Genomic DNA, 5,950 nt, shown 5'->3' with positions numbered 1-5,950 from the left:
CCAGCGTCCACCCCACGCCGATCAGCACCGTTTCCAGCAAGGTATGCACGCCGCCCGGCGCCGAAACTTGAGGCGGATTCATGAATTACAACTGGAGCTGGAGCGTATTCCTGGACATGTCGCCGGACGGCGTGCATACCTTCCTGGAAACGCTGCTGATCGGCGTGGGGTGGACGCTGGCGCTGTCCCTGATCGCCTGGGTCTTCTCGCTGCTGCTGGGCTCCTGCCTGGGCGTGATGCGCACGGCAAGCTCGCGCGCGCTGAACTTCGCCGGCGCGGCCTATGTCGAGGTGTTCCGCAACATCCCGCTGCTGGTGCAGATGTTCCTCTGGTATTTCGTGCTGCCCGAGCTGCTGCCGCATGCCTGGGGCGTGGCCATGAAGCAGATGCCGCAGCCCTGGGGCCAGTTCCTGCCGGCGGTGCTGTGCCTGGGTTTCTATGGATCGTCGCGCGTGGCCGAGCAGGTGCGCGCGGGCATCCAGTCGCTGCCGCGCGGCCAGCTCCAGGCCGGCATCGCGCAGGGGCTGACCGAGGCGCAGGTGTACCGCTACATCATCCTGCCGCAGGCCTACCGCATCGTGCTGCCTCCGCTGACGTCGGAGTTCATGGGCACGATCAAGTATTCGTCGGTGGCGCTGACCATCGGCCTGCTGGAGCTGACCGGCCAGGCGCGCTCGATGCAGGAATTCAGCTTTCACATCTTCGAGGCGTTCTCGGCCGCGACCGCGGTCTACCTGATTCTGAACGGCGTGGTGGTGCTGGGCATGCGCATGCTCGAGCGCCGCGTGGCCATCCCCGGGCTGATCGGCCCGGCGGGCAAGGGTCGCTAGGGGCGCGCCGTGGGTAAATTCGATTTCGACGCCATCGCCAGCGCCCTTCCCTATCTGTTCAAGACGGGAATGACGTTCACGCTGACGCTGACCCTGCTGGCCGCCGTGATGGGGCTGGCGCTGGGCACGCTGCTGGCCATGATGCGGCTGTCGCGCTTCAAGCTGCTGTCGGTGCCGGCCGGCATCTACGTGAACGTGATGCGCTCCATCCCGTTGCTGCTGGTCATCTTCTGGTTCTATTTCCTGGTGCCCTACATGGCCGCCTGGGCGCTGGGCTCGCCCACGCCGGTGCGCGTGGGCGCGTTCAATTCGGCGGTGATCACCTTCACCCTGTTCGAGGCCGCCTACTTCTGCGAAATCATGCGGGCCGGCATCCAGTCGATCTCGCGCGGGCAGGTCTCGGCCAGCCTCGCGCTGGGGTTGAGCCCGTGGCAGAGCATGCGCCATGTGGTGCTGCCGCAGGCCTTTCGCAACATGATCCCGGCGCTGCTCACGCGCGTCATCATCCTGTTCCAGGATACGTCGCTGGTGTATGTGCTGTCGCTGACGGACTTCCTGGGCGCGGCCTCCAAGATCGGCCAGCGCGACGGCCGGCTGGTGGAGCTCTATCTGTTCGTGGCGCTGGTGTATTTCCTGATCTGCTTCACCGCCTCGCGGCTGGTCAAGCGGCTGGAAAAGCGCGCCCGCGTGCTGCGCTAGCTTATCCACAGGTGCAACGATGCAAGCCTCTCCGAATCCTCCGATGATAGAAATCAAGCAGGTCAGCAAGTGGTATGGATCCTTCCAGGTGCTGGATGCCTGCACCACCGCCGTGGCCAAGGGCGAAGTGGTGGTGGTCTGCGGACCGTCCGGCTCGGGCAAGTCCACGCTGATCAAGACCGTCAACGCGCTGGAACCCTTCCAGCAGGGCGAGATCATCGTCAACGGCACCTCCGTGGGCGATCCGCGCACCAACCTGCCCAAGCTGCGTTCCGTGGCCGGCATGGTGTTCCAGCATTTCGAGCTGTTCCCGCACCTGAGCGTGACCGAGAACCTGTGCCTGGGCCAGGTCAAGGTGCTGGGCCGCGGCCGCGACGAGGCGCGCCAGCGCGCGCTGGCGCTGCTGGAGCGCGTGGGCCTGTCGGCGCATAAGGACAAGCATCCCGGCGAGTTGTCCGGCGGTCAGCAGCAGCGCGTGGCGATCGCGCGCGCGCTGTCGATGGATCCGGTGGTCATGCTGTTCGACGAGCCGACCTCGGCGCTGGACCCCGAGATGGTCAACGAGGTGCTGGACGTGATGACGGACCTGGCCGGCGAAGGCATGACCATGATGGTGGTGACCCATGAAATGGGATTCGCCCGCCGCGTCGCCGACCGCGTCATCTTCATGGACGGCGGCAAGATCGTCGAGGACTGCCCGAAAGAGCAGTTCTTCGGCAATGTCGAGGAGCGTGCGCCGCGCACGCGTCAGTTTCTTTCCAAAATTCTCCAGCACTGAAAGTCATGACCGAGCAAACCTTCGCCCCACGCCCCGCCAACGCCGTCGACCTGCGCAGCGATACCGTCACCCTGCCCACCGAGGCCATGTACGAGCGCATGCGCGGCGCGCCGATCGGCGATGACGCGCTGGATGGCGATCCCACCGTGCGCGAGCTGGAAGCCTACGTCGCGGCGCAGCTGGGCAAGCAGGCCGGGCTGTTCGTGCCCAGCTGCACCATGGCCAACCTGCTGGCCGTGCTGGCGCAGACGCAGCGCAATGAGCAGGTCATCCTGGAGTCCACCGCGCACATGTACACCTCCGAGCGCGGCGCGGCCACCTTCACCGGCGTGTTCTATCACTGTGTGCCGGGCGCGGACGGCGCCATGGACTTGAACCGGCTCGAAGAGGCGCTGCTGACCGAAGGGATGCGCCTGAAGACCTCGCTGGTGGCGATGGAGACCACGCACAACAACGCCGGCGGCACCGTGCTGCCGCTGGACCACATGCGGTCGGTGTACGGCATGGCCAACAGCCGCGGCATCTCGGTGCACCTGGACGGGGCGCGCATGTACAACGCCGCCGTGGCGCTGGGCGTCACGCCGCTGGACATCGCGCAGCACGCCGACACTGTGTCGCTGTGCCTGTCCAAGGGCCTGAGCGCGCCGGTCGGCGCGGTGCTGGCCGGGCCGCGCCCGCTACTCGCCAAGGCCCGCACGCTGCGCCGCATGCTGGGCGGCGCGCAGCGCCAGGCCGGCATCATGGGCGCGGCCGGACTGGAGGCCGTGCAGACCATGGGCGGCCGGCTGGCCGAGGATCACGCCACCGCCGCGCGGCTGAGCGAGGGACTGAACCGCCTGCACCCGCGCCTGTCGGCCACCGTGCCGCAGACCAATATCGTGCAGGTCGAGACCGCCGACTCCGGCATGGGCAACGCGCAGTGGGTCCAGGCCCTGGCGGCCGAGGGCGTGCTGACCCGCCCCTGGGGCGTGACGCGGCTGCGCTGCGTGACCCATCGCCACATCGGCGCGGCCGACATCGACCGCGCCGTGCAAGCCTTCGGCCGGGTGCTGCAGGCCAGCTGAACCGGCTCTTCCCGGAGCCGCTTGCGGCCTGGGTTGCGACGCGGATTTCCTCGTCGATTGCATCGCCTGCCGACACGCGGGCGATGCGATAATGCCGCATGTCTCCCCCCTCCCTCACCCGCAAGGATTACCTCTGCGCGCTCGCCGTGGTGGTGATCTGGGGCCTGAATTTCGTCGTCATGAAAACGGGCCTCAAGGGCCTGTCGCCGATGATGCTCGGCGCGCTGCGCTTCGCGCTGGCGGCCTTTCCCCTGATCCTGTTCGTGCGCCCGCCCACGCTGCCCTGGCGCTGGATCGCGGCTTATGGCCTGGCGCAGGGCCTGGGCCAGTTCGGGCTGCTGTTCGTGGCGCTGCAGGCCGGCATGCCCGCCGGCATGGCCTCGCTGGTGATCCAGACGCAGGCCTTCTTCACGCTGCTGCTGGCCGCTCCGCTGCTGCGCGAACGCGCGCGCCGGCATCACTGGATCGGGTTGGGCGTGGCCGCGCTGGGCCTGGCCGTGATCGCGCTGGGCCGTGGCGACGGACCGGGCCAGATGACCATGATCGGTTTCGTCCTGACGCTGGGCGCGGCCTTCATGTGGGCGGTGTCGAACATCATCGTGCGTCTGGCCAGCAACCGTGCGCCCGGCTACGACCCCTTCGCGTTCATCGCCTGGAGCAGCCTGGCGCCGGTGCTGCCCTTCCTGCTGCTGGCGGTGCTGATCGACGGCTGGGAGCCGGTGCTGGGCATGCTCGCCGGCATGGGCTGGGGCGAGGCGCTGTCGGTGCTGTACCTGGCGGTGCTGGCGACGCTGGTGGCCTATACGCTGTGGACGCGCCTGCTGACGCGCCATCCGGCCGCGAAGATCGCGCCGTTCTCGCTGCTGGTGCCGGTGGTGGGTCTGTCGGCGGCGGCCGCCGCCTATGGCGAGGCGCTGATGCCGCTGCAATGGCTGGGCGCCGCCGGGGTGCTGGCGGGCCTGATCGTCAACCAGCTTGGCGGGCGCTGGATCCGCGGCCGCTGATCAGGTCGCGCGCCTGCCGGCGCGCCGGCCATGCTGACAATTCCCTGTCCGCGCCCGTGCCGCGTGGGCCCATCCACCGCCGGGACTAAGCCGCCCGGCGTGGCGGCGCGGTCCTACAGCTGCTCGAAGCGGATGTAGCGCTTGTCGGTGTACTCCCGGCGCGTGACGATCTCGGCCACCCAGGCGCCCGGCGGGCCGCGCCGCAGCCATTCCAGCATGTGGTCGACCTGGTCGGGCGTGCCCTGCACCAGGGCCTCGACCGTGCCGTCCTCCATGTTCTGCACCCAGCCGCGCGCGCCCAGCAGATGGGCGCGCCGGACCGTGGCATGGCGGTAGCCGACGCCCTGCACCTTGCCGCTGACGGTGACGTGGACGGTTTCCAGATGGGTGTCCGGGTGATGGGGGTCTTGCATGTTTCTTCCTTCAGATGATGCGTCGCAACAGCGCCGGCCCGTCGCCGCTAGGGGCTAATGCGGATGGTCTATGGGCCGCCGGGCATCGAAGCGATACGTTAGTGCATGTGTCAAGCATATTGCGCGCCGCCCCGGCCTGGGCCAGGCCGCGTCGGCGCGCCCGCCTTGGATATCGATGCAGTAACCCCCGCATACCCATTCGTGAACGAGCTTGGAGAGGCCATTATGGAAGAGACCAGTCTGTTGTCGGAAGCAGAGACAGCGCGTTACCGAGAGCAGGGCTACCTGGCCCTGGACGGCATCTGCCCGCAGGACGAAGTGGGCTACATACGCGCCACGCTGATGGACATGTTCGAGAACAGGACGGGCTACAACGAGGGCGCGCAGTACGACTTCATCAGCCGGGACGATCCTTCCAGGCCGGCGCGGTTTCCCAGCCTGCACGATCCGCGCCATTATGCCCCCGACCTGCTGAAGACGACGTACCACGCCCGCACCCTGGCGATGGCGCGCCAGCTGCTGGGGCCGGACGCGGCGCTGTATGGCGAGCACGCGCTGCTCAAGCCGGGCGGGGGCGGGCCCGAGACGCCCTGGCACCAGGACGAGGCCTTCCGCTCGCCCGACTTCGTCTACAAGGAGCTGAGCATCTGGCTGGCGCTGCAGCCGGCCACGCTGGAGAACGGCTGCATGCAGTTCATCCCCGGGTCCAACAAATGGGACGTGCTGGAGCATCGCTCGCCCGGCGGCGACAAGCATCTGCACCCGCTGGAATGCTGCGGCGACTTCGCCCGCGATCTGGCCGTGGCCGAGCCGCTGGCGCCGGGCGGCTGCACGGTGCACGACGCGCGCACGCTGCATCACACCGGCGCCAATACCTCCGACGCGCCCAGGCTGGCCTACATCCTGATCTACAACACGCCGCCCGTGTACAAGCCGGGACGCCGCGAGTTCCCGTGGCTGGAAGGCCGCTGGACCGACAGCCAGACGCGCAAGAAGGAATGGCATCGCCGCGGCGGCCTGGCGGTGGACCTGGTGCGGCGCCTGCCGGCCATCCGCCTGACCAGCCCGCGCTGGCTGGCCTGGGCCACCATCCGCGCGGTCAACAAGGTCTGGCCACGCTGACGCGGTCCGGCGCGCCGGCAAGCCCGGCGCCCGGCCGCCC

The 5,950-nt window shown here is 68.5% G+C and carries 7 protein-coding genes; 6 read left to right on the top strand and 1 reads right to left on the bottom strand.

Annotated features, from left to right (window positions below; all coding sequences use genetic code 11):
- Positions 1 to 80 precede the first annotated feature (80 nt).
- The 5 genes from AC6LJ5_RS29755 to AC6LJ5_RS29735 all read left to right on the top strand — a co-directional run bounded on the left by AC6LJ5_RS29755 (position 81) and on the right by AC6LJ5_RS29735 (position 4,375).
- Positions 81 to 830, top strand: a complete 750-nt coding sequence (locus tag AC6LJ5_RS29755) for an amino acid ABC transporter permease (protein WP_498142390.1) — start codon at positions 81 to 83, stop codon at positions 828 to 830.
- 9 nt (positions 831 to 839) lie between these two features.
- On the top strand, positions 840 to 1,529 hold the full coding sequence (locus AC6LJ5_RS29750; RefSeq protein WP_392413848.1) for an amino acid ABC transporter permease: 690 nt from the start codon (positions 840 to 842) through the stop codon (positions 1,527 to 1,529).
- A 43-nt stretch (positions 1,530 to 1,572) separates the two neighbouring features.
- On the top strand, positions 1,573 to 2,307 hold the full coding sequence (locus tag AC6LJ5_RS29745; RefSeq protein WP_103271848.1) for an amino acid ABC transporter ATP-binding protein: 735 nt from the start codon (positions 1,573 to 1,575) through the stop codon (positions 2,305 to 2,307).
- A gap of 5 nt (positions 2,308 to 2,312) precedes the next feature.
- On the top strand, positions 2,313 to 3,371 hold the full coding sequence (locus AC6LJ5_RS29740) for a threonine aldolase family protein (RefSeq protein WP_103271849.1): 1,059 nt from the start codon (positions 2,313 to 2,315) through the stop codon (positions 3,369 to 3,371).
- A 98-nt stretch (positions 3,372 to 3,469) separates the two neighbouring features.
- Positions 3,470 to 4,375, top strand: a complete 906-nt coding sequence (locus AC6LJ5_RS29735; protein WP_498142389.1) for an EamA family transporter — start codon at positions 3,470 to 3,472, stop codon at positions 4,373 to 4,375.
- Between the two features lie 113 nt (positions 4,376 to 4,488).
- On the opposite strand, the gene AC6LJ5_RS29730 is transcribed toward AC6LJ5_RS29735, so the two are convergent.
- The gene (locus AC6LJ5_RS29730) at positions 4,489 to 4,788 is read right to left on the bottom strand and encodes an acylphosphatase (protein WP_103271851.1); all 300 of its coding nucleotides are present in this window, start codon (positions 4,786 to 4,788) and stop codon (positions 4,489 to 4,491) included.
- Between the two features lie 225 nt (positions 4,789 to 5,013).
- Here AC6LJ5_RS29730 and AC6LJ5_RS29725 point away from each other — a divergent pair, with 225 nt between their 5' ends.
- Complete coding sequence (locus AC6LJ5_RS29725; protein ID WP_103271852.1) at positions 5,014 to 5,910, top strand: phytanoyl-CoA dioxygenase family protein; 897 nt, start codon at positions 5,014 to 5,016, stop codon at positions 5,908 to 5,910.
- The last annotated feature ends 40 nt before the right edge of the window (positions 5,911 to 5,950 follow it).

It is taken from the genome of Achromobacter sp. 1011791174, assembly GCF_059760925.1.
This window is presented reverse-complemented; position numbering and strand designations above follow the sequence as displayed.